The sequence below is a fragment of the Brevibacillus nigriterrae genome (assembly GCF_049846925.1).
In the GTDB taxonomy this organism is placed as follows: Bacteria; Bacillota; Bacilli; order Brevibacillales; family Brevibacillaceae; genus Brevibacillus_H.
In genome coordinates this window covers 93,865-117,772 of sequence record NZ_JBNCMT010000005.1, presented here as the reverse complement: position 1 = coordinate 117,772, position 23,908 = coordinate 93,865, and the positions used below count along the sequence as shown (strand labels likewise).

The 23,908-nt window shown below is 42.5% G+C and carries 21 protein-coding genes and 1 riboswitch; of the genes, 17 read left to right on the top strand and 4 right to left on the bottom strand.

Annotated features, from left to right (window positions below; genetic code table 11):
- Window positions 1-541, top strand: a 541-nt coding sequence (locus ACPW7N_RS05540; RefSeq protein WP_425650032.1) for a hypothetical protein, incomplete at its 5' end; no start/stop codon positions are given.
- Window positions 542-719: 178 nt separating this feature from the next.
- On the top strand, window positions 720-1,829 hold the full coding sequence (locus ACPW7N_RS05535; protein ID WP_425650031.1) for an Ig-like domain-containing protein: 1,110 nt from the start codon (window positions 720-722) through the stop codon (window positions 1,827-1,829).
- Window positions 1,830-1,892: 63 nt separating this feature from the next.
- Here the strand turns inward: ACPW7N_RS05535 and ACPW7N_RS05530 are convergent, their stop codons facing one another.
- From ACPW7N_RS05530 to ACPW7N_RS05520, 3 genes are all read right to left on the bottom strand, one after another.
- The gene (locus ACPW7N_RS05530; protein WP_425650030.1) at window positions 1,893-3,254 is read right to left on the bottom strand and encodes a sensor histidine kinase; all 1,362 of its coding nucleotides are present in this window, start codon (window positions 3,252-3,254) and stop codon (window positions 1,893-1,895) included.
- A 30-nt stretch (window positions 3,255-3,284) separates the two neighbouring features.
- A complete protein-coding gene (locus ACPW7N_RS05525) occupies window positions 3,285-3,881 on the bottom strand; it encodes an accessory gene regulator B family protein (RefSeq protein ID WP_425650029.1) in 597 nt (198 codons plus the stop codon).
- Between the two features lie 86 nt (window positions 3,882-3,967).
- The gene (locus ACPW7N_RS05520) at window positions 3,968-4,093 is read right to left on the bottom strand and encodes a hypothetical protein (protein WP_425650028.1); all 126 of its coding nucleotides are present in this window, start codon (window positions 4,091-4,093) and stop codon (window positions 3,968-3,970) included.
- Between the two features lie 197 nt (window positions 4,094-4,290).
- Between ACPW7N_RS05520 and ACPW7N_RS05515 the strand changes: the two genes are divergently transcribed.
- The 9 genes from ACPW7N_RS05515 (at window position 4,291) to ACPW7N_RS05475 (ending at window position 14,860) form a co-directional block, all read left to right on the top strand.
- Window positions 4,291-5,655 carry a hypothetical protein gene (locus tag ACPW7N_RS05515; RefSeq protein ID WP_425650027.1) on the top strand — a complete coding sequence of 455 codons (1,365 nt, stop codon included), beginning with the start codon at window positions 4,291-4,293 and terminating at the stop codon, window positions 5,653-5,655.
- Between the two features lie 194 nt (window positions 5,656-5,849).
- Window positions 5,850-8,003: an Ig-like domain-containing protein gene (locus ACPW7N_RS05510; RefSeq protein ID WP_425650026.1), complete on the top strand. Its 2,154-nt coding sequence runs from the start codon at window positions 5,850-5,852 to the stop codon at window positions 8,001-8,003.
- 138 nt (window positions 8,004-8,141) lie between these two features.
- Window positions 8,142-9,296, top strand: coding sequence for an Ig-like domain-containing protein (locus ACPW7N_RS05505; protein ID WP_425650025.1), 1,155 nt, complete (start codon window positions 8,142-8,144; stop codon window positions 9,294-9,296).
- 167 nt (window positions 9,297-9,463) lie between these two features.
- The gene (locus tag ACPW7N_RS05500) at window positions 9,464-10,045 is read left to right on the top strand and encodes a TetR/AcrR family transcriptional regulator (protein WP_425650024.1); all 582 of its coding nucleotides are present in this window, start codon (window positions 9,464-9,466) and stop codon (window positions 10,043-10,045) included.
- Between the two features lie 88 nt (window positions 10,046-10,133).
- Window positions 10,134-11,090, top strand: coding sequence for an NAD-dependent epimerase/dehydratase family protein (locus ACPW7N_RS05495; protein ID WP_425650023.1), 957 nt, complete (start codon window positions 10,134-10,136; stop codon window positions 11,088-11,090).
- A gap of 101 nt (window positions 11,091-11,191) precedes the next feature.
- Window positions 11,192-12,142, top strand: coding sequence for an accessory Sec system S-layer assembly protein (locus tag ACPW7N_RS05490; protein WP_425650022.1), 951 nt, complete (start codon window positions 11,192-11,194; stop codon window positions 12,140-12,142).
- Between the two features lie 71 nt (window positions 12,143-12,213).
- A complete protein-coding gene (locus ACPW7N_RS05485; RefSeq protein ID WP_425650021.1) occupies window positions 12,214-13,164 on the top strand; it encodes an SLAP domain-containing protein in 951 nt (316 codons plus the stop codon).
- 24 nt (window positions 13,165-13,188) lie between these two features.
- A complete protein-coding gene (locus ACPW7N_RS05480) occupies window positions 13,189-14,163 on the top strand; it encodes an SLAP domain-containing protein (RefSeq protein ID WP_425650020.1) in 975 nt (324 codons plus the stop codon).
- A gap of 1 nt (window position 14,164) precedes the next feature.
- Window positions 14,165-14,860, top strand: a complete 696-nt coding sequence (locus ACPW7N_RS05475) for an Ig-like domain-containing domain (protein WP_425650019.1) — start codon at window positions 14,165-14,167, stop codon at window positions 14,858-14,860.
- Window positions 14,861-14,924: 64 nt separating this feature from the next.
- On the opposite strand, the gene ACPW7N_RS05470 is transcribed toward ACPW7N_RS05475, so the two are convergent.
- Window positions 14,925-16,475: a S8 family peptidase gene (locus ACPW7N_RS05470; RefSeq protein ID WP_425650018.1), complete on the bottom strand. Its 1,551-nt coding sequence runs from the start codon at window positions 16,473-16,475 to the stop codon at window positions 14,925-14,927.
- A gap of 261 nt (window positions 16,476-16,736) precedes the next feature.
- Here ACPW7N_RS05470 and ACPW7N_RS05465 point away from each other — a divergent pair, with 261 nt between their 5' ends.
- From ACPW7N_RS05465 to ACPW7N_RS05440, 6 genes are all read left to right on the top strand, one after another.
- The gene (locus ACPW7N_RS05465) at window positions 16,737-17,132 is read left to right on the top strand and encodes a hypothetical protein (protein ID WP_425650017.1); all 396 of its coding nucleotides are present in this window, start codon (window positions 16,737-16,739) and stop codon (window positions 17,130-17,132) included.
- A gap of 47 nt (window positions 17,133-17,179) precedes the next feature.
- Window positions 17,180-18,079, top strand: a complete 900-nt coding sequence (locus tag ACPW7N_RS05460; protein ID WP_425650016.1) for a hypothetical protein — start codon at window positions 17,180-17,182, stop codon at window positions 18,077-18,079.
- A gap of 82 nt (window positions 18,080-18,161) precedes the next feature.
- A complete protein-coding gene (locus ACPW7N_RS05455; protein ID WP_425650015.1) occupies window positions 18,162-20,717 on the top strand; it encodes a S8 family peptidase in 2,556 nt (851 codons plus the stop codon).
- Between the two features lie 20 nt (window positions 20,718-20,737).
- The gene (locus tag ACPW7N_RS05450) at window positions 20,738-21,193 is read left to right on the top strand and encodes a hypothetical protein (protein WP_425650014.1); all 456 of its coding nucleotides are present in this window, start codon (window positions 20,738-20,740) and stop codon (window positions 21,191-21,193) included.
- 121 nt (window positions 21,194-21,314) lie between these two features.
- A riboswitch (SAM riboswitch) is annotated at window positions 21,315-21,415 on the top strand.
- 126 nt (window positions 21,416-21,541) lie between these two features.
- Window positions 21,542-22,753 (top strand): methionine adenosyltransferase, encoded by a 1,212-nt coding sequence (gene metK, locus ACPW7N_RS05445; RefSeq protein ID WP_425650013.1) that lies wholly within the window; start codon window positions 21,542-21,544, stop codon window positions 22,751-22,753.
- Between the two features lie 141 nt (window positions 22,754-22,894).
- A complete protein-coding gene (locus ACPW7N_RS05440; RefSeq protein WP_425650012.1) occupies window positions 22,895-23,902 on the top strand; it encodes a polysaccharide deacetylase family protein in 1,008 nt (335 codons plus the stop codon).
- The last annotated feature ends 6 nt before the right edge of the window (window positions 23,903-23,908 follow it).

The window sequence follows — 23,908 nt, the reverse complement described above, 5'->3', positions numbered from 1 at the left end:
AATTACTGTTGCTGGAGCAACTACTGCTGAATTGGAAGCAGCACTTACTGCAAAGGATGAAGCGGGCAATCCAGTAGTGGTGGCGGTAACACAGGCTGTTGAAGAGGATAATGAACCAATTCTTGATACCTATATTCTGACACTTACCGGAGCAGTAGAAGGTGTCAACTATACAATAGAACTTTCCGATGGCTTGCAAGCGGCAGAAGGCGTTGATCTCGTAGTAAGCTGGGAATCCGTTCCCGAACCGGTGATTTCCATTACGAATGTAAGTGAGGAATCAGAATTAGGGAATGTAAGAATTACTGTTGCTGGAACAACTCCTGCTGAATTGGAAGCAGCACTTACTGCAAAGGATGAAGCGGGCAATCCAGTAGTGGTGGCGGTAACACAGGCTGTAGGAGAGGATAATGAACCAATTCTTGATACCTATATTCTGACACTTACCGGAGCAGTAGAAGGTGTCAACTATACAATAGAACTTTCCGATGGCTTGCAAGTGGCAGAAGGTGTTGATCTCGTAGTAAGCTGGACAAACTAAACATAGAATGATTTTCTAATGACGTTCGAACTATCGAACGTCTTTTTTTTTATAAAAAAGAAATCGATATCCCAACTTCCGCCCTATTTCCTTACCATAATTTTCTGGATATAGTGATGATAGATTCATAGACTACATTCGACATTCGTAATTCGACAAGAGAAAGGACGGGAAGGGAATGCAACGTAGTAACAAGGCAATTTCAATCTTCTTATCCGCACTACTAGTATTTTTGATGATGGTGCCGTTAACTGCACAAGCTGAGGAAACTGTTCAGAAGAAACTTTTTCATCTAGTGGGAGAGTTTAATGTTCCGGATGGACAGAATGCAGCAGATTTTGCAAATGCATTAGAGGTTACAGCCAAGAGTGGCGATCAAATCTTTACAGCGAAGTTTGCGACCAAAGGAGACGGTCAATACACCGTTGATGCCCCGGTTGCAGGCAGATATTTTTTTGATCTTCGTCCAAAAGGTGAGACAAGCCCTGAAGGGACAACCTATACGAAAGACACCATCTACGTTGCAGTTGATGTAGAAGGTGTGGATACCAGTTGGACGATTACAGGTGTTTCCGGCAAGTTTCAAGGGAAAGCCGATGTGACTACCTCTGAAACTGGAACCAGCTTTGTGGTTGGAGATACAACACTCTATGTAGTTCCGTTTGCAGGAGAACAAGGTGTATCGATGACCGAGCCGGCTGTGAATGTTCCTGCGACAGGTGTGAAACTGGATCAATCTTCGGTAAAAGTAGCGTTGGGAACAACGGCGACATTGGTTGCAACAGTTGAACCGGATAATACAACGAACAAAAATGTAACTTGGGAATCAAAGGACACAACCATCGCTACGGTAGACAAGGGTGTGATCACCCCAGTGAAGGTCGGAAAAACGACTGTTACCGTAACTACGGAAGACGGGAAGTTTACAGCAAGTGCGGAAGTAGAAGTAACGGAAGCCGGAAAAGCAGAGATTTCAAAGCTGAAAGCAACTCCAACCTCCGTCAATCTCAAACCTGGTAAAACGAGACAATTGAAGGTGTTTGGAATTACAAAAGACGGCAAACAAAAGGACCTAACCAAAGCTTCCACAGGAACAACCTATGAAAGCAGCGATTCCACATTAGTTACGGTTAGTGCTGATGGATTGGTGAAAGTAGAGAGTGGAAAAAAAGGGAAATCAAAAGACAAAGACAAAGATAAAGATAAAGACAAAGGCAAAAAATCGGAAGTAACGATTACAATCAAGAATGGTGGAAAAACCACGACTGTTCGAGTGAAAATTACCTAATCTCATGAACGCAAAAGGCACCTGTATAATTGCCAGGTGCCTTTTTCTTATTCGAGTTGTACATCATACGTCTAGAGTAGTTCCGGAGACGGATGATTTTGCGGTATGAGTGAAAACAATCTGGAAGACAGTTACATTATCCTCCGAGGTGACATGAATACTGCCGCGATACTTCTTGACGATTGCATTGACAATGGACAATCCTGCACCGCCATTTGATTTTTTTGTCGTAAAACCCAGGTCAAACAACCTGCTCATATATTGTTGGGGTATGGTAGGCCCCGAATTCCGGATAAGAAGCAATTCTTCCTGACCGTTATCGAGCCATGACATATGAACCTCTTGTGAAACGGGGTCTCCTTTTGCCGCCCGAATGGCATTATCCAGTAAGTTCCCCAGTAGTTTAATCGTATCAATTGATTTCATGTGACTGAATTGACGTGTCGTTTGAACATCGTATGTGAAAATGAGTTTATTAGCCAAACAGTATGCCATTTTGGTCTGCAGAAGATAGGCGACAGCAGGATCATTAATTTCCGTATTGGTTAGCCTCGCAAACTGTCGGTAATGTGTATCCGTATGGGAAAAAATCTTTTCTACATAGTTGCTTGCCTTTTCGTACTCTTGCTGTTTCAGAAGCTCAAGAATTGCTTGATAGTGCATGGATTCTTCGTTTTGGATCGAGCGGAGCGTATGCATCATATCGTCAATACTTTTGAGATAGGGATCTTCTGTTTCGATCATTACACTTTTCTTCTTAAGCGATAAGTATCTGGTAAACACAATTACGATCAAAATGAACACAATCAGCATGACCGGGATGAGAATAGGAATGTTATGTATCTTCACCACATCGAGCTTGTTTTCATCAGCAAGATAATAGTGAGTAGCAGTTGATAAAATTACGAGTAGCTCCACCATAATAAACACAACTAAAAGTGAAAGATAAGTATTAAGCTTGGAAAAGGAAAAGAGGCGAATCAAATTTAAATTGAAACGCCTTAGTATCCAGGAGAAAACAAGACTAAGAGCAAAAATGCTCCACATGGCAGAATACAAGTAGAGTGGATTAGCCATGATTTCATTAATTCCAATATGGAGAAATTGAAATAGCAGAAGAACCATAAATTCGATTGCAACAAGCATTACAAAGGAGCTTGCACTGATTAAACCAGTCGTTAGAAAAGGGAAATTGAAAAGGTACCGAATAAGCAGATTCATGATCACAAATAATGTAACAACTTTAATCTCGTAGATTACGCCAAAAAAATCGAATAGAAAAACAGAAAAAGCGTAGCTCAGGGCAAAAATGGTAACTTGACGCCATCTACCCTGTAGAGGTTGATTAAATAATGTCAAGCCTACTACTAAAATTACAAAAGCTTCAGGTACATTCATCAAAAAAAACTGAGTCAATGAATCCATTCCCTATTCCTGCTTTCATTCCCAACAGCACTACCAGCCCATTTTTTGAATTAGTTTGAAAGTGAGAGGATGGAGTAATAAAGCTTGCAACAGAACAGCCAGTCCCATAACCAACATAATAGGGGAATATCCAATTGCTCCTAATACAAAGGCAATACCTGCACAAAACCCGAGTATGATAAATGCTTTACGTCGATTTTGTCGTATCTGTTCCGGTTCAAATTCAAAATAGGTGTGTTTGGCTGGGGCATGTTTACGATTTATGAGAAACGATGTAAGAAATAATGCAAATGTTACTAAGTATAAGTATAACCCGTTTTGAATTGCGAAAGAAGAAGTTAACCAACCTATTGAAAATAATAGAATATTGCCGAAAATCATACAAGACCAAGGATTTTTAAAATGTACACCACCAGTAAAATTCCGAAGAAGTGTATAACTGACAGAGGCGAATGCCACGGTTGTAAAGCACCCCATGAATAATGCCAATATTAGAAGAAGCAGGGTGTTCAACGTATTTAACATCATAATTTCAATGCCGTGTGAAATAACTCCAACCGAGTGAGGACTTCCGTTAGCTTTTACTTGTCTTGCGATGCGAATAGACAGATTCTCAATAATACTCATCAGTAGTAACCTCCATCCTTATTTGCAAGATTAGCGAGTAGTATGAAAAAGGAGCCCGCGATCGTCTCGCAGACTCACTTCAGTGATTATTCTTCTCGAAGATGTGGTGGAGTTGGTTCGTAAATGTGTAATGTACAAAGGATTCCTACAGCATGCATAGATGAAATAACCGCAGCAAGAGCACCAATTGCATTCATTACTTTGTGTTTCATTCCAATGCCTCCTTTGAATCTATTAATTTGTACACTTTCATAGTATAGATAAAATTGGCAATAATCAACATATTTTTACAATTATTTGTAAATTATTTATCCAACTCTTTTCTTTTGTCTATTTGTCTTAAGTAACATATAATTATTGGGATAGATAAAGAGTAAATTAAGAAAGAACAGGAGAAGGAAGGGACAAAATGAAGAAATATCTTATGGGATTGTTGGCTTCAGCGATGGTAATCACTACCGTGGCAACCACTACTGCCATTACGCCTGTTCATGGGGAAACCAATCCAACTCCCGCAGCGACACCAACGGTTCCAAAACCCGAACTGTATCGTGGAATCAATGCCTCAGGGCAAAAAATAAATACCGGTGAAAAAATTGTGGTGCAGGCGACGAATGAACCCATCACTTTTTATGCAAGTGCGATGGGAAGTTGGGTATTATCTGGAACTCAACAATCTGCCAAAAATACGCAAAGTTTTACTGCCACGATTCCAACAGATTATGCGGGATATATTCTAACCCTAACCTATACTCCCAATGATGCTGGCGAGAGTAACAAGTATGTTGTACAAATTGAAGTGCCGCCAAATCCTAGCCCTCAACCAAAACCTAACCCAAACCCTGGATTGCCTATTAATGATCAATCAAAGGCAAAAATTGATATCGTTGCAAGAGGGAACTCGGATTCTTCCTATCAAATCGAACAAAGTGATCTGGAATCCAGCAACGATCTGATTACTGTGTTTCAGGCACCCATTTATGACATCTGGTTGACTACGAGTGCCAATCATTTCCGCTATGGCAATCGCTATGATGCGGAAGAAGGATCAGGCGTATGGGCAGTTAATAAAGTGATTGTAGACAAATCGTATTTGAACTGGGATCAGACAGCCTTGCAATTATCTCGTTTTGGTGCTGGATATTATGATGTGCAGTATATATCTAATGTTGATTCGAAGGTGGTTTGGTCTCGAAGGGTTCGTTTAAGCAATTCGGCCCTAAGCTTGAATGATTATTGTACGTCAGGTGAAACAGGGGCAGCAATGCCAGTCAATTCGATGAAACTGGTAATGAAGGATGGAACACAGATTGGTCACAATAGTATCAAGAAGATTGAAAATAGATCAGATCTTAACCAATTCACTGAGGTTACATTACTAGCCGATCATGCGGTCAAAACCGGTTTGAAAAAGATTAAGAAAGATGGCTGGAAGTACTGGCTTCCGACAACGGCATGGAAATATGAACAGGTTGGTTTTGGAGAAGACCATTATTATGAAGATGCAAGAATAGGCTCCAGAAATGTTGTTGAAATCTTCTTCAATAGTACTGAAAAGCTGGCTACTTTCTCTACAGATCGAGAAAATGAGGGTGTATCTGCGATCGATCTGAAAGAAATTATCAAGAAGAACAAATACAAGCCTGGAAAGTACTCCATTAGAATCACCAACTACATGTACAGAGATGTTTGTTCTGAAACAGATTTTGATAATATTTACAGTAGAACGGAGAAAACAGGAAAGTTCTATGCAATGATCGAAATACCTGAGTAACGGGCTAAAACACCGCTTGATAGCGGTGTTTTTTCTGTTTCCAGAACACCCTTTCCAAACTCCAGGTATGTTTCGTTAGTTGCTACTTTTTTATATAGACGATGGATATTCATAATGGTAATATTTAATAAAGAGCAAGGACTATTGTCCTGTGAATATTTTACTAAATATTTCGGAAAAGAGAGGTGGGTCAAATGTCATTGCAATTGAAATCATTTCGATTATTTATGTTGGCCTTTATTCTTCTTGTTCAACTTGTAGCTCCGGCCACTGCACTGGCAGCTCCTGAATCAGGAGAAGATAACGGGTTTATAGGGAATGCAAAGGAACTGCTGGCAAATGAGACGGTTACTTCTGAAATCAATTCCAGGACAAGTGAGGACTGGTATTATTTCACCGCACCAGAGAGTGGCTCTGTAGTCGAATTTCTGTTGAAAAAGATCTCATATTCAAATACTTATATGTATGTCAATTTGTATGACGAATCAAATACAGGTAACTGGTCGGGGCTTGCCAGTACATATGTGACCGAAACTACTTATTGGGATATTAGTACCTATCTCAAACCGGGGAAACGATATTATTTGAAATTTACGAGTGCGGCTGGAGACGCATACAGTTACTACATGAGTACTCCACCATACGGGAGCACTAACGCGTTTCGAGGATCAGCGGAACTGTTGACTTATAACACAGATGTGATTGGAAAGATTGATGCAGAAACAAAAGCAGCCTGGTACACCTTAACTGCACCACCAAAGACCGGTGAATCAGTTCAACTTCTCTTATCAAATAGTAAGAATAGCACTGACTCAAAGTATTATTACTTGTACGATGCTGAAGCATATAGTAGTGGGTATGCCTATCTAACATCTGGTAGTGTTTACTCCGGCAATCAATCATTTGACTTGACCAAGTTTCTTAAAGGTGGCAAGAAATACTATATTAAAGTAACGAATGGCTATTCTTCTACTGGAAGTGAAGAATTTGGACTATATTTGAATGGTCCGGCAACGACACCGACGAAAACAGTGACAAGCTTAAGCCTTTCCCAAACAACAGCGACATTGAAGGTTGACGAATCAGTGAATATAAAGGCAACGGCTGTTTATTCTGATGGTACGAAAGAAGATGTGACAGCTAATTCCTCTACTAATTGGGTATCCGCTAACATGGCAATTGCAACGGCAGCTACAGGGAAAATCACTGGTGTGAAAGAAGGATCTACAACTGTAAATGTTTCATTCAAAGACAAGAAATCCACCATAACCGTAACTGTAACTAGCTCTGGTGGTGGGACTGGTACATTGGATCATTTGGAAGCAAGTGAGTCCAGTATTATACTTGCTCCCAAAGAGACACTTGATCTAGAGGTCTATGCGATCTATACCAATGGTGAAGAAAAGGATATCACAAAGGACAGATCAACAACATATCGAAGCAGTTCCAACAGCATTGTTAAAGTAACCAAAGGTGTTGTTCAAGCGCAAAATAAAGTAGGCACTGCAACCATTACGATTTCTTATCAAGGCAAAAAACTTGATATTCCAGTAGAGGTTACTAAAGCAGAAGTGGAATCTCTAGAACTATCCACTGAAAATGTGACATTGACTGCAGGTGAGGTTCACCAAGTGGAGTTGACAGCATTCTACACGGATGGTTCTGACAAAAATGTAACGGAAGATGCCAAATGGCTTACCGAGGATGACACTGTGGCGGAAGTTAATAAAGGTGAGATAATAGCTGTCGGTCAAGGTTTCACTACTGTTTATGCCAGATACGGTGGACAAGAGGTCGCTGTTAACGTTGAAGTTATTGGAGACTCTGAAATTATTGGCATAGAGGCAAACGAAAAGTCACTGAAGCTGGAAGTTGGGAAAGAAGCAGAAGTGAAAATCTATGCCAAATACGAAGATGGTAATACAAGAGAATTAAATGATGATATTACTTGGCGTTCCAAGAAAACAAGCGTTGCTACAGTTGAGGATGGAGTTATTACCGCAGTTGGAGTTGGTAAAACAGAAATTGTTGCGTCATATGAGGAGTTTGAGGTAAAAGTTTTGGTTGAGGTTACTGCTGGAAAAGAAATTAAGACCCTGACAATTACCCCCAAAACAAAAACCTTGTCTGTTGGTGGCACTTATCAAGCGAAGGTGATTGCAACTTATAAAGATGGTACCAAGGCTGATGTTACCAAAGATACTGAGTGGGCTTCCAAACGTGATACAATTGCCTCTGTCGATAATGACGAGTCCAAAGGATTGGTAAAAGCAATTGGAAAAGGAACAACAACAATAACAGCAAAAATTAGCAACAAAACAGCTACAATATCGATTACTGTTAAATAGAAAAAGACCATAACAAACGGCGTGCTTCCTCTGAAAGGTAAGTGCGCCTCTTTTTTCCGAATTTGGTATTGTGCCACTAGTGAGAAAGTTTTATTCTTAATCTAGTAAGATATTTCGACATAGAATAGGTGAGGGAAAATGAGAATTAGTAGATTACTGTTGTCGTTATTTGCATTTGTAATGATTTTTTCTACCGTTTTAAACCCGGTTATTGCTGCTTCTCAGGAAAGTGCAGTTGAGCAGGAAGCCACACTTGACCACCTCGAAGCATCAGTAACTGAAATTGTTCTTGCTCCGAAGAAATCAGTGGAATTCCAGGTGTACGCTGTATCCAAGGATGGAGACAAGGAAGAAAAACTGGACATTACCAAAAATGAAGAAACAGAATACGAATCAGGGAAAACTTCTCTGATTACGGTTGACCAAGGGAAGGCCACGGCAACCTCAAAATCAGGTGAAACGAAAATAACAGTTACCTACAAAGATCTTACGCTTGAAATCCCGGTAACAGTTTCCAAAACAGCAATCGTCTCGCTTGATCCAGTACCAACTGTTTTCGTCAACGTATCGAAAAAGCAAAAAGTTACAGTGAAGGCAAGACAAGCTGACAACAAAGCAGTCGATGTGACGAAGGACGTTGAGTGGAAAATCGATGATGAAGAAATTGCTACGATTTCAAAGGGTGAAGTAACAGGAAAAGCAGAAGGGACGGCTACCGTTACTGCTACTTATAAGGGAAAATCAGTTGACTTTGCTGTACAGGTAATCTCCGACAAAAAAATTAGCAAGCTAACAGCTTCCAAGTCCAAGGTAACAATCAGTGTTGATCAGGAAGCGGATGTCAAAATTACTGTTCAATATACAGACAAGAAGACAGAAGATGTGACAAGTAAGGTTTATTGGAAAGTAGATAAGGCTGATATTGTCGCAGTAGTGAATGGTAAACTTGTAGGCAAAAAAGCAGGTGTAGCCAAGGCAACAGCGAAGTATGCTGATAAAGAAGTGAAGATTACTGTAACGGTTGCATCTAGTGAATTGATTGATCGTCAGTCAATTAGCGCCAAAGAGCAGGTAATCATTGGCGGAATTATCTCGAAATATACGATTACCGGTAAAGTTGCCACAGGAAGTGAGCTCTCGGTTGACTTCAACGGCAAGAAAACTGAGGTAGAAGTTGACAGCAAAGGTGAATTTAAATTTACAGGTTCGGCTAAAGGTGGAATCAAGGATTTCACTTTGATTGCAGAGAAAGATGGAGTTCAAGAGACATACAAGGGTACTTTTGGAAAATAAGTATTCATAACCAGCAGTTCAGAAAAGGCAAATGATTCTCGATCGAGTCATTTGCCTTTCCTTTTGTCTTAACAGTAATTCTGCGTTGACTTACATTAGCAAAACATATAAAATGAGAGTTAATTGAACGGTGGTTAATTAAGTGACAACAATGAGGTGTCCGCTACGTGGGTAGAAAAGCTGTTGCGAAAGAATTGAATCGAGATCAAATACTGCAGGCGGCAAGAGAGCTATTTGTAACCAAAGGGTATCGTGAGGTTTCGATGCGAGGAATTGCCCAGGTGCTTGGATACAGTCATGGAGCGATTTACTACCATTTCAAAGACAAGGCTGAATTGTTCAATACACTGGTTGAACATGATTTCTATCAATTGAAGCAAAGACTTCAGGATGTACTGACAGAGGACATCCTGGATTTACATAGTCGAGTTGAGAAGGTAATGCTTGAATTTATCCGTTTCGGGTTGGATTATCCTCATCATTACGAAATCATGTTTTTGATTAATGATCCAGAATTGCAGCAGTACGCACAGCCAATCAAGGAGTCAAGTTATAGCCAGTTCTCATCAGTAATAGTAGAGGCTTGCGGAAAATTACTTGCACCAGATAAGCGGATCATCATTCCGTGGTTGACGTTACTTTCGCTGCAAGGCTTTGTTGCACATTATCTGCATGCCAAGATGAGTTTCGATGAGGTTGAGCATCTGGCAAAGGAACATATCAAGTTTATTTGCAAGGGATTATTTTAGTTTGTACCGTGGCTTCTAGAAATAGAAGCCTTCATTTTCGTAATAAATTGACCGGTGGTTAATAACAAGAAAAATGGGAGGGTTTTTTATGAAAAAGGTATTGGTTTTAGGTGCAACAGGTGGAATCGGGCAACCGTTGGTAGAAGAATTCGTTGGAAGAGGAATTTCGGTAATTGCCTTTGCCCGATCGAAGGATACGTTGCAAAACCTGTACGGTGGAAATCCGCGAGTCGAGACATGGACAGGAGATGCTCTTCATGCAGCAGATGTAATGGAAGCCTCTCGTGGAGTTGATACGATTTTTCACTGCGTCAGTATTCCCTATCCTGAATGGACGGAAAAATTGGAGCGGGTCGCTCGTAACATTCTTGAGGCGGCCAAAGCCAACGGATGCAAGGTCGTAATCATAGACAATATTTATGCATACGGGCGAAGACAAGCATCACGCATTGCCGAACAGCATCCAAAGAACCCGCATACATGTAAAGGTAAACTCCGATTGAAAGTAGAACAGATGATCCTTGATTCCAACAAACAGGGCATTCCCAGTCTTCATGTTCATTTGCCTGATTTTTATGGCCCGACTGGAGCTAATACGATGTTGAATGTCACCTTGCAAGCAATTGCTTCAAATCGGTTTGGGGGTTTCGTTGGGGATCAGTCGATTGCACGAGAGTATATATATTTGCCTGATGCTGCACGGGCAATTGCTGAGATCGCCTCAAGGGACACAAGCTACGGACAGAATTGGAATGTTCCGGGGGCTGGCGTGATTACAGGAAAAGAGATTCTTCGTATCGGGAATGAAATTACGAAAAAAACTGCTCGCATTATGACGATAACCAAAGGAATGATTGGACTGTTAAAGCTGTTCAGTCCGTTTATGAAAGAGCTTCACGAGATGATGTACCTGACAGAAGAGCCGCTCATCTTAAGCGGGGAGAAGTATGAAAGAGAGATAGGTCCTATTCCGCAAACCCCGTACCTGCAAGGAATTGGTGAGACAATTCGCTCTTTACAGACGAGTATGCAAAATGTGAAATAAATAGGAAGGTAGCCGTCCATCTTCTTTGGAAAATCAATTATGTTATGCTATAGTGAGGAGAAACATTTTCGTAAATGTGCTAGAACAGGGAGCGTTTATTTATGCTATCATTCTTGAAAAATTGGTTAAAAAAAGATTCATCAGCAGAGGAAAAGGAAGAAATCAAGGAAGAATCTGTCCTTCCTGTTTCAGATGGTCCATCTACAACAGTTGAACAGGCAAGTGCCCAAGGTCAGTCAGCAAACAAGGAATTGCACGATACGGGGCTATCTCTACATGAATCATGGGAAGAGCGACTTGATTCTTCTCAAAGATATGCACTTTCCTTCTTACTCAGCGATTTACCGCCGATTGAAACAGGGAATGTTTCGTTGGCTGGTATAAAAATTTTCCCACACGAAGATGGAGTGGAAATTACGGCATTTATTCGCAACGGCTTGCCACGTCCAATTCGTTTTGAGACGATGAATCTTCTTATTCTTATTAAAGAAAATGAACTTTTTGCACGCCAGTCGTTTGATCTTTCTGAAGTCGGAGAGATTCCTGCTTTTAGTGCAAGACCATGGAGCTTTGTATTCAAGAAAGAAAACTTCTTGCAAAAGGATGTCATGCTTGCCAGCTGGAAGCTTGCATTTGAATTGGCTCAGAAGAAACTGGTTTTGCCACAACAACTTGAACTCGAAGAATCGTGGATCAAGGCATTGTCCGATCAGCAGAAGCAGTCGCTGATTACTTTGGCGCAGGAGCTTCCGCCTCTACAACCAGGGGAAGTCAATGTGCAGAGTGTACAGTTGAGCAAATCGGAGGACCAATCAATTCGTTGCCTGTTACTGATTCGCAATGGCTCTGATCAGTCGTTGTCGTTTGAGAACTTTCCTTTGATCTTATTAGATGCACAAGATGAAAAGGTTGCAGAAGGTCTGTTTGAACTAGATGGTCTGACAGTCTCTGCTGGTGCAAGCAAACCTTGGTTGTTCACTTTCCCACAGGAGAGAATTGTAAAGGAAAACCCTGATTTTACTCGCTGGAAGGTAATAGTACCACAGATTTGACCCATTTTCACAAAAACTATAATATAGATACAGGTCTTCTAGGACTTGACGAATCGCGAGGTGTGTTTGGTATGTTTAGCTTTTTGAAAAACTGGTTTTCGAAAGATCAAGAGAATATGCGCTCGATGGAAGATATTAAAGGTGATATCCAGGAAGAGTCAGTCACAGATTCGAGCTCTCAGACTGACGGGAATAACCAGCAGAATCAACGGGTGATTGAAACAAAGAAAGTCCATACCGAGTTGTCGCTGCATGAGGGCTGGGAGAGACATCTGGACTCAGAGAAAAAATATACACTTCGTTTCTTGCAAGCAGAACTTCCTGACATGGACGAAGGAACGATTGGGATTACCGGTTTCAGCCTTGTTCCAAGCGATGCTGGTGTAACTGCTACGGTATTTTTCCGCAATGCAACGAATATGCCTTTACGTTTCGAAAACATCGGCTTAACGATTTACGGAGGGAACGAGGTAATCGCACGGGGTCGTTTTGACTTGTCCGAACTTGGAGCCATTCCACCGTATACAAGCCGTCCATGGGAGGTATTCTTCCCGTTGGAAACATACGAGAAACCAAATATGCTATTCGATCGTTGGAAAATCGTGATGGATTTTGGTGAGCGAACCATTGTATGGCCAAAGCATCTTGATTTAGACCCTGCGATGGAAGAACGCATGACAAAGACGCAAAAAGAGCGTTTGTATGACATTGTTGATCGACTGCCAGCATTGGAAGAAAATCAAATAGATATTAATGGTTTTGATATTGGAAAGACTCCAGATGGTAAACTGGTGATAGGACTTTTGTTCCGTAATGCTTCACATCAAGTGTATAATCCGCAAAAACTTACTTTGCGTGTAACAACTTACGAGGGTGAATTGATTGCATCAGGAACCATTGATGCAAGTAATATAAAAGTACGTCCGGGCACGAGCCGACCATGGTTAGTTGTTTTCCCAGCAGATCGTGTGAAGAAGCCTGACTTCGAACCAGGCAAGTGGCTGCTTAATGTGACGGAATAAGTGTAGGATCAGGGGGGTTTTGGCATGAGTTGGTTGTTGGAAAATATGTTTGGCAAGGAAAATATAGATGAAGTAAAGGATGACGTACACACCCATTTGCAAGCAGAATCGTATATCGGTGTGTCAGGAATTGAAAACCCGGAACAATCTTCGAATCGAGTTCCTGCCAAAGAGCTGTTCTTATCCTTACATGGTGACTGGGAACATCGTATGCAGGAGCCTGAGATCGAGTTGCTGCAATTCATTCATGATGCGTTGCCGCCAATCGTGCGTGACGAAGTTGGAATCATTCCTTTTTTTACGAATGTGCTCAATGAAGGCTATTTGGTGTTAACTTTTGTTCGCAATGCTAGCAACAAGGATATTACTTTTAATAAATTGCCGCTTTCCCTGGTTGATCCAGAGGGTAATGTGGTTGCAAGTAAAACCTTTGACATGATTACTTTTGGTGGTATTGGGGACAACTGCAGCCGTCCTTGCGAATTTTTATTCCGCTGGGAAGAATTCTCTCATATTCCGAAAGAGGAAGTACCTCTTCGTTTGACATTCAATCGACCGCTGAAAGGTGCTGAGCAGTCAGCATTTGATCTTCGTGACGGCTTAACAGAAGTAGAGAAGAAGAAGTATGAAAAAATTGCGCAAGAGCAAATTACCATCAATGGTGATGTAGAACTTCGTGTGCTTGGGATTGATCAAGCAGACGAGGGAGGATTGCGTGTCGTTGTTCTTTTCCAGAACGGATTGGATAAGAGCCTGGAATTTACGGAAGTGCCAATTATTATCCAAACACTTCAAGGTGAAGAAATTGCTCGTGTTCACTACGGTTTGAAGAATTTGCAAGTGGCTCCGAATACAAGCCGTTTGTGGGGGTTCCATGTACCGAAAGAGAACATGCGCAAGGCAAATGTAAAGCCTGAAGAATGCAAGGCAGTGATTCCGAAAGCGAGACCCGAGAATCCCCGTGATTTTGGTGAAGGCGGGAAAGGTTTGATTCAATAGCATGAAGAAACTAAAGGATAGCATTGTCATCTTGTCGCTTCTTTTTGCCGTTTTCATCACCCAGTCATCTTTTGCGAGCACAGAGAATAACGGATTTATCCGACAAGTAAGCCCAGCTTGGGGAACGACTGATGTGAATCCCTATGTTTCCATGACGGTTACTACCGACGTCGAGATACGTAGTGCCGATCTTACGAAATATGTGAAACTGATTGACTCCAAGGGCCAAAAGGTTAGTGGAGTGCGAGTGGGAAAAATCAAAGGTTCAACATTTTTTGTCGATGCTGATTCAGCTTTAAAGGTTGGTCAGCAGTATCGACTGATCTATATGGACAGCATTCCACTTGCTTCTTTTACCGTCTCACCCGAGAATCCCGTTTCCACAGCCGGTTTCAAGCGGAAATTGGCAGTGAAGCGAAGTGTTCCTCTGGACAAAACATTTGAGATTGGCTTTACAAAGCCGATGGACGCTGACAGCTTGACCGATGAAACGCTTTGGGTTGAGAATGATCGTGGCGAGAAAGTGGAAGCCGCACTTAGGCTGTCGGCTGACAAAAAGACCGCAACCATTGATCCTGTTACCAACTTTGAAGCAGGACGGATGTATTTCCTCAAAATTTCTGGTGACACCCAGTCCAGCAGTCAGGTTGGATTAGGAACTCCTGTGATACAACCGTTTCGCACGGTCCACCAATAGGAAACACAAAATACCCCTGAGCCAGCTTACATCACGGCATCAGGGGTTTTGTTTCGTTATTGGGTTATTGAGATGAAAAGGTGATCTCGACCAGAGCAGGATCCTGCTTGAAAATGGATGCCATGGTAGCTGATTGCGAAACCAGGTCTTTCCATAGGTAGGTACTTCCATCAGCAGCTTTTACGGTTATTTGACTGCTAGGGTAAGATGCAAGCAGTTGATGAAAGAGCGAAGGATCAGCCTGCAACTCTGATAGTGTGTAGGTCTTGGCTGGTGGTTGCGCTGCCTCTTTTGCCTTTTGGATAGCGGCAAGAAAATCAATACGTCCGTACCCAGCATATTTGTCTTTTCCTTTTGTGCCCAGATCTACTGCTGTATCCTTCATGATTTGTTCGATCTCGCTGCTTGTTGCGTCAGGGAGCTGTGTCATGAGCAGAGCAGCCAGTGCAGCTACGTGAGGTGTTGCCATCGATGTGCCTGTTGAATAATCGTATCCTGACTTGTTGATTTCACGAGGAACGGTGCTCAGAATATCAACGCCTGGTGCCACCAAGTCCACTTGAGATCCAAAATTAGAAAAATCCGGTACGTTATCTGATTGATTGGTCGCTCCAACAGCCACAGCCTCTGCATATGCAGCCGGATAACCTACTGAAGCGTATTCATTCCCGGTGGCTGCGACGACCATCACGCCTTGTTGGACGGCATAGCGGACAGCATTGCGCTCTGCTTGAGAGTATTCATCAGATCCCAAGCTTAGATTAATGACATTTGCCCCCATTGCTACAGCATCGTAAATTGCCTGAACCTCGGAAGCAACCGTGCCTTCCCCGTTCGAATCAAGTACTTTCATTGGCAGGATTTTGACATCTGCTTTACCGGTAAGGCCTGTAATACCCACTGAGTTATCCGAAATGGCGGCTATAATTCCGCTCACATGTGTTCCGTGGCCGTGCAAATCAAGTGGTGTATCATCCTTATCGATATAATCTTTGCCAGGTAACAGAATATCTGCCAGATCAGGGTGGGATAGGTCCGCACCCGTATCGATTACGGCTACCGTTACACTTTTTTGTGAAGGCTGCAGGAGTTCCCAGCTTTCCTGAACGTGCAACAAGGGATGAGCCCATTGATTCTCCAGCAATGGATCAGTTGCTGTTGTTGAGCGTACATACCGCCCCACCACATCTGCTTTGGCGAGATTTACTCTTGGCCCGCCTGGTCTTGGGAGTAAGGCTCGTATGGTCTGGTTCGGCTCGACTGATTGGATTTCCGGGTTTTTGGCAAGCTCCTTCATCACTCTTTCAGTGTCTGTTTCGGGTTGCAATGTAATTAAACTGACTTCGGGAGTGATCTGCTTGTTTTGCGAAATGACGGGTGCTGATCTACCTTGTAGGATGGACAAGACACCTGTCTGTTTTTTTGAAGAGGATGTATTCCACACGATTAATAGTTGATTGTCTACCTGATGTTCTGGCTCCTTCGCCTTTTCCTGTTCATAAAGAGAGGGCTGTGGTGCCTCTTCTGCCGTGATTGGACTGCTTATCACTAGCGAGGAGATGAGTAAAGTAACCCCGAGAAGAGGAATTGGATTTCGTATGCTGTGAAGATTCATAACTGTATGCGATCCTCCCCTATTTGAAATAGTTTATCTTATTTTATCAAAACAAATCTTCCTTTCCTACCGATATAGTATATAGTACCAAAGCGGTTTTGACCGCTTGGTATCCGCAAGCGGCTAGATCCACTTATTTATGAAAAACATCGAGACGTTTTATATAGAAATAGGAACAATTTGGGAGGAATGAATGATTGTCGTCTTCCTGCAAAATCGGCTATGCTAAGAGGAATAGAGTAATGATAGGAGGATGAGTTTGTGTACACTAAACTTAGTGCCTTGTCGTCAATTGTCGTCCTCGTCTTATTTATGTTTGTAATTACAAGTAATCAAACAGTTTATGCTGAAGTGCAGGAAGGGTTGTATTTTAATACTACTAAACCTGTTTATGCTTCAATGACTGATATAATAGAAGATACAGATCGAGTTATGACTTACATTGATCAGACAGAACTGAAAAGTATTTATTATATTTCTAACGGAAAAATGGCTACAATTCAGGAAATGGTTGATGCAGAAGATTGGGAAAATGCGTTTTATCCGATCGATCTTGCGAAACTAAAACCTGTTTATACACGTCTTATAGATGGAAGCACAATTGAGATTGATCAATCACTGGATATGGAACCACCTGAAGTAGAGTATATTCGTTAATTTTTTAGATAGAGTGTTCAAACTCGCATGCGTAAGGAGTGTCAGAAATGAAGAAAGTACTAGTGCCTATGCTGGGGGCAAGTTTGTTGTTGGGTAGTGTTGCTGCAACGGTTTGGGCAGCAGAAGGAAGTCCGTTTGGTAAGTTTGGTGAATACGACAAAGTTGAAATCGTTGTCGAGAAAAATCAGGTTGTGGAGAAGGGCGCTATCATTGACGGTAAGCTCTATGTGCCAATTGATGTACTGCGTGACCGCAACAAGGCCGCTTACTACTATGACCCTGAAAAGTATCAGGCATATTTGTTCTTCGGTGGTGGTGGATCGTCAACTGTCAATGACTCATCATCCGGGAACAATAGTACTTCTGCGAACAAACTGACAGTAAAATCAGCACTTACTTCTGGCCTTATGTCGGGTATTCCTTACGAAGCGGATGATTACCATTCCGGTATGATGAGGCAGGACATTATTAATCTGGGTACTCTTGCTCGGGCATTGATGGATACATCCAAGGATATGGACACAGTTGTCTACGCAAAACTCAATTTTAATAAAGATCCGGATATCAACCTGTTGCAGCAACGGTTGATTTATCGCAGTATGCCTTTTGAGGTTATGGAAGATCGGATGTATGCACTGGCTGATGAGCTGGGAAGACAAATTGGCTCTTCTGAAAAAAGAAGGATGAAAGATATTATTGATGATATCGATGAAGCTGTTCGCAAAAAAGAAAAGGCCATTGATGCACTGAAAGACTGGATTCGCAGCTCTGATGAAGATGATCTGGATGACTTCAGAGATTATGAAGAGGATGCTCGGGAAACGTTGGTAGAAGTAATCAAGAAATTAACAGGGGATAATTTTGATAAAAATGACAAAAATCCGCAAAGGTACGAGAATAATTTGCTTGATGAGGTAGAAGATTGGTCTTCCCGATTACGAAAATAGACCTTGCGTGGCACCTTGCTTGAACCAGGTGCCATTCGCCTTGCTTGGCTGGTTATACCATAGGGAGAAAGGAGGCAGATGAATGAGGCTATCGTTTCTCAGTAGGATCATGCTTACCGCAGTTGTTGCACTGTGTCTGCTTCCGCTACAATCACAAGTCGCATCCGCAGCAATAACGAATGATTACTATATCAACAATCAGACACACTTAAAACAAATCAGGGCAGACCGTGCATGGAGTGTAGTTACGGGTAACCGAGCCATAACCATAGCTGTGCTGGATTCCGGGGTAGATACAGACCACCCTGATCTTAAAAACAACCTGTTGCCGGGGATTAATCTGGTTAATCCGGGGAGAACGGCTGAAGATGATAATGGACATGGAACGATGGTTGCTGGTATCCTGGCTGCCCAAGGGAATAATGGAATCGGTGTCTCTGGGGTGCTTTGGAGTGCCAAAATTTTACCAATTAAAGTTCTTGATCATGAAGGTAAGGCAGAAAACGCTGATATCCTTGCAAGGGGAATTCGAACAGCAATCGATCACAAAGCGAAAATTATCGTGATGTCTGTCAGTAACCTGAATCCCTCCAAGGCATTGGAAGACGCAGTGAGATATGCGGAGTCCAAGGGAGTTGTACTGATAGCAGCAACAGGTAATGAATCGAGTCGTGTCGCCTATCCAGCAGCTTACCCAACTGTTATTGCAGTTGGAGCTGTGAACGAACAGAACACTCCGATTTATCAGTCCAATAATGGAAATGAATTGGATATTATGGCACCAGGTTGGGGAGTTTACACAACGAAAGCAGGCGGGAAATACGGATCCATGAAGGGGACCTCTGCAGCGGCTCCACAGGTTGCTGCCGCTGCGGCCATGATTCTGGCGGAGAATCCATACTATAGCCCACTGGATGTTCGGCAGGTACTATATTATTCTGCAATTAACCTTGGGACAAAAGGCTGGGATGCAAAAACAGGTTATGGCTTGTTAAATGTGGATACGGCTGTTCGGACTTCTGCACCTTCTGACTTCCTTGAGCCCAATAATACGAAATCAATGGCAAAGGCATTCCCGATTGAATCCCAAATCCGGGCAGTTATCAATTCAAGAGATTCAGTCGATTGGTACTATACGGATATCGCTTATGAAGGAAGATTAACGTTTGATACACAAGTATCAACAGGCTCGGTTTCTCCATTGGCTGCAACGTTTTACCGTGAAAGTGATGTGCCTGTTACTTATTATCTGGGGGATAGCGGAACGACTACGGTCACAGTGAAACCGGGAAGATATTACATTAAAATGGTGCGAAGCGGCGGCATGGGTGATTTTAGTTACACAATCACCAGCAGATTCATGGTGTCGGCTGACCGCTACGAAACGAATGACGATCAGAAAAAGGCTCGTCCACTTCCAGTGGGTAATCGGGTGAGTGTTACTGGGAATCTCCATAAACCGAATGATCTGGATTGGTTTTCATACTATGTCAGAGACAACGGGAAAATGAATATTACGGTGTCAGTTGATAACTTGCGTGCGGACCCTGTCGTATATGTGACGAAAGGAAACCAGGGGATCGGCAAGTTTGATTATGGTGAACGAACAAATCCAACTGAACGGGTTAATCTGGATGTATCACCAGGCAAGTATTTTATTCGGGTCAATGATTTTTATGGAAACGCAATCGCGGGCCAATACAAGCTGGATGTTGCCTATACGCCGGAGCGTAAGGACACGAATGAACCGAATGACAATTACCGTCAAGCTACTCGCCTGGGTAACAGTGCCTTGTTGACGGGGACGATTCCTTCCCGAACAGATAGTGACTGGTTTCAATTCCAGGTACCTTCTGAGTCGTATATAACCATTACTGCACCATGGATTCCGGTTCGATCAGGTGTACAAATCAGTCTGTATAATGACCAGAATTTCAACTATGCTTTATTTAATGAAAATGAAGTAGCAGAGTTGTCGGCAAAGAAAAAGCCGATTGGCAAAATGAAATTACAGCGAGGAACGTACTATATCCGACTTACATCTGCAACTGGCTTTAAATATGATACCTATCGGATAACAGTGACAAGGGAAATATTGTACAACGGCTATCGGGATATCAGTTCTCACTGGGCGCGTTCAGATATCTCCTATTTAAGTCGATTGGGAATTGTAAAAGGCTTTGATGACTATGCTTTCAGGCCGAATCAACCGATTACCCGTGCACAGTTTGCCTCCATGTTAATTCGTTCCATCAACCAAAAAGGAACGTATCCATCTCGAGCGGCAACGAATCCTTTTGTTGATTTGAAACGTACACACTGGTCATTTGATGCTATGTCTAAAGCGTACAAGCTTGGAATTTTGCAGGGTTACCCGAATAAACGAATTAAGCCAGATCAATATATTACTCGTGCAGAAATGGCAGTGATGGTTACGAGAGCACGTAACCTTTATACCTACAAACATACTTATTCGTCCTTCGTTGACGTATCAGCAAACCATTGGGCTTCCCCGGCTGTCGAAGCATTGTATGCCAGACGTTGGATACAAGGCTATGAGGATTCGAGATATCGCCCTCAAGGATACGCAAGTCGTGCTGAGATCGTCGTTTTATTAAGAAAAGCGTTTAGCTTGTAGGAGAGGCAGAGGAAAAACACATGAGACTGAATAAAAAAAGTATTTTGATGGCAACTATCCTCGGTATGACTATTTTTGTAGGACAAGTGTGGGCAGATGGGGTAGGAGCCCCTGGCGTTCCGGGTTCATCCGATGATCCTGTTGTGACCAAAAGCTATGTCGATCAAAAAATACAGCAGGTGCTTGGCACAGGTGGCTCAAAATTAGTAGTTGCAGAATTGAAGCCAGGCAAGACGATCTACGGATTCGAAGGGACAGAGTTTATTGTCCGAACGGGAAAAGTGGTATCTGTACCGGGGGTAAATGGCGACGGTCTGACAGATATTACAGCCGGAGCCGATTTGAAGGCAGGAGCACCTGTTGCACCTAATCATTTGTTGCTGATTGCTCGCTCGGATTCAAGGGGACTCCGCCTTGATCCAGGGTATAAAGGGACAGCTCACATCATGGTGCGAGGCAAATTCGAGATACGTTAACCGAGCATAAATGAAGAGGCAAATGCTCATCCTATAATATACAAAAAAAATCCTCAAATAATGACAAACAAATCGTTGACAGGATATGCAAAAAAGATTATTCTATAGTGCGTAATGGATACTCTTATCCAGAGCAGGCAAGAGGGACTGGCCCGATGAAGCCCGGCAACCGTTGAAACGGTGCTAACCAGCAGAATGGAACACCATTCTGGCCGATAAGAGGTTAGGGAACGCATACAAAAAGCACCTTTTCCTCAGTTTCTGGGAAAAGGTTTATTTTTTGGCCGTGAAAGAAACCCGATTCGGCTACCCACACTATTCTTTAAGCATAAAGAAGGAGGTAGGCTCATGTCTTTACAAAAAGGACGTCGTTTGTTCACTTCTGAGTCAGTTACGGAAGGACATCCTGACAAGATTTGCGACCAAATTTCAGATTCAGTACTTGATGCGATTCTTTCCAAGGATCCAAATGCACGCGTAGCTTGCGAAACATCGGTTACAACTGGTTTGGTTCTTGTTGCAGGTGAAATCACTACTAACACGTATGTTGATATTCAAAAACTCGTACGTGAAACCATTCGTGAAATCGGTTATGATCGCGCGAAGTTCGGTTTCGATGCTGACACTTGCGGTGTAATCACTGCAATCGGCGAGCAATCTGCAGACATCGCTCTTGGTGTAGACCAAGCGTTAGAAGCAAAAGAAGGCAAAATGACCGATGCTGAAATCGATGCAATCGGTGCAGGTGACCAAGGTCTTATGTTTGGTTTTGCTTGCAATGAAACGCCTGAATTAATGCCGCTTCCAATCAGCATGGCACACCAATTGGCTCGCCGTCTGACAGAAGTTCGTAAAAACGGAACACTTGAATACCTCCGTCCGGACGGTAAAACACAAGTGACAGTTGAATACGATGGTGACAAACCAGTTCGTATCGATACAATCGTAATCTCTACTCAACACGCTCCAGAAGTTACATTGGAACAAATCAAGGCTGATTTGACTGAACAAGTTATCAAACCTGTAGTTCCAGCTCAATTCCTGGATGCTGAGACAAAATACTTCATTAACCCAACTGGCCGTTTCGTAATCGGTGGACCTCAAGGGGATGCTGGTTTGACTGGTCGTAAAATCATCGTTGATACTTACGGTGGATATGCTCGCCACGGCGGTGGAGCTTTCTCCGGTAAAGATCCAACCAAAGTTGACCGTTCCGGCGCATATGCTGCTCGTTACGTTGCGAAAAACATCGTTGCTGCTGGTCTTGCTGACAAGTGTGAAGTACAAGTTGCGTATGCAATTGGGGTAGCACACCCAGTTTCTATCAGCGTGGATACATTCGGTACTGGTAAAGTTGCTGAAGAAGATTTGGTTACATTGATCCGTAAACACTTCGATCTTCGTCCTGCTGGTATCATTAAGCAATTGGACCTTCGTCGTCCAATGTACAAACAAACGGCTGCTTACGGACACTTCGGACGTAACGATCTGAATGTTCCTTGGGAGCAAACTGACAAAGCAGAAGCATTGAAAAAAGATGCTGCTGAATTAGTAAAATAGGAATTGATTACAGACGCCTAGCCTTCGTGGTTGGGCGTTTTTATTTTGATTGGGCAAAGGTGGTAGTACTGGTGGGTAATACATAAAGGAGATTAACTGTCTTTGTCGAAAAGATTAAGGGAGTATAATGGGGGTTTGTTCATGAAGAATTGGCAGCAAATCTTGATCGCATTCAGCGTTGTCTTCGTGGGTGTTGTTCTAGGTGGCTTGCTCATGCGTGAGCCAGAAGCGCAAAAAAAATTACAGCCTCTGCAACAAAATACCCCTCCACCAACGTCTATGATACAAAGCAATAGTAGTTCAGAATCAATTGATACTGACATATCTGTTGAAGAGGTAGTAACAAAGCAAGAGTGGTATAAGGACCAAGTTCTTGTACTGATGTACCATCACATATCTGACAAGACAGATAAACGTTTTTCCATTTCCCCGCAACTGTTTGCAGAGCATATGAAATTTTTACATGAGAATGATATTCATCCTATAACGTTAGCGGAATTTTTGCGGTTTGTAGATACGGGTGTATTACCTACCAACAATGCTGTTTTACTCACATTTGATGATGGTTATGAAAGTTATTATACGGAAGCCTATCCTGTGATGAAGAAGTACAATTTTCCATCTGTTAACTTTGTTATTGCAGGAAGGTTACGTGATACGTTAGAACGAAAACGGGAAAATATGACCACACCGCTCACCGTTGAACAGATTAGCGAAATGCAGTCATCTGGTTTGGTGGATATTGCTTCCCATACCTACAGCCTGCATGATCAAGCGGAGAAGGAAGAGTGGGGAGCGTTGGACCTGGAATCAAAGACCGCACCTGTATTCCTTGAAGATCTCCGACGGATTGAAGAGGATCAGGAGTACCGAAATCGGCTGTTTGTTGATTTTACCATGTCACGAGTTGCGCTTGCTGATTTGATCAAAAAACCAATAGATGTTATCTCATTGCCACATGGCTACCAAAATCAACAGGTAATCGAGACCGCCAAGGAAGCAGGGTACGATTATATCTTTAATTCTCGTCCTGCTATTGTAAAGCCCGGGGTTAGCTCTTTAGATATTCCGCGATTTGGTGTTGGTTCAGAGTTGAAAGACGTCACCAAATTACGCCAACTGTTTATGGATGCCAAATTAAAACAATGAGAGGAA